The sequence below is a fragment of the Citrobacter sp. wls714 genome (genome assembly GCF_005281025.1).
In the GTDB taxonomy this organism is placed as follows: Bacteria; Pseudomonadota; Gammaproteobacteria; order Enterobacterales; family Enterobacteriaceae; genus Citrobacter; species Citrobacter werkmanii.
This window is the reverse complement of record NZ_SZWZ01000014.1, coordinates 1-779: the sequence shown is the minus strand read 5'-3', so window position 1 is coordinate 779 and position 779 is coordinate 1. Positions and strand designations below refer to the sequence as shown.

The 779-nt window shown below is 47.9% G+C and carries 1 protein-coding gene; it reads right to left on the bottom strand.

All coding sequences use genetic code 11. From position 1 onward, the window contains the following. Nucleotides 1-360 precede the first annotated feature (360 nt). The gene (locus FDX11_RS01610) at nucleotides 361-711 is read right to left on the bottom strand and encodes a hypothetical protein (RefSeq protein ID WP_232051969.1); all 351 of its coding nucleotides are present in this window, start codon (nucleotides 709-711) and stop codon (nucleotides 361-363) included. Between the last annotated feature and the right edge of the window lie 68 nt (nucleotides 712-779).

The following is a 779-nucleotide window of genomic DNA, read 5'->3' as shown; positions in this document are numbered from 1 at the left end:
GGCATGAACTGATACTAATCAGTTAAATGCTTGTTTAAAAAGGCGCTCTTCGGCATGGGGAAGCGCCTTTTTTATTAGTGTTTATACATATGTTTATACACGTTGGCTCGCACAAATAAAAAAGCACCAGAACATAGTCCAGTGCTTTGATTGGTTGGGTTCATCACCTTGGCCTTTCCGGCTTTCTCCATTGATACGGTTCGGCATCCATCCTTTGCCGGTGGCGTTCTTTCGCAGCCAAGCAAGTGGCAACGCGATTACGCACCATAAGACGATCTCGCCCGTTGAGTTCATGACCCTGCAACTCAGCCGCTACCATTATTGCTTTCTCTAATACTGTCCGATCCAGCATACAAACCCTCAGTTAATTGACTGGCTGTAACCTGCGAAGAGCTGCGCATTTACCGTCAGCACTTCTTTCATATGCTCATACCATCCGGCAAAAATAGCCTCATCGGTTCCCGGGTAGCCTGCCAGAAAGCACATCAGAATATCGTCGGTGAGTTTGTCCTGCTGATCCCAGTCAACAATGAACTGTCTAAACAGAGCGTAAGCCTTAGCTGGGTCTCTGTTCTGCCACATTTCGACAACGATCTCGAAAGGAGGAACGGTGTAAGTTACCTCCACTGGTAATGGCTCGTATTTCGTCGGTATCAATACCTCTCGGGTAAATACCTCACCTTCCGGCCAGAGTTGCACCTGATTTGTCAAAGCTGATCCTCCACATAGATACCCGCCGATATGATTGCACCGCCGATTCGACGCTTACCATATCCCAG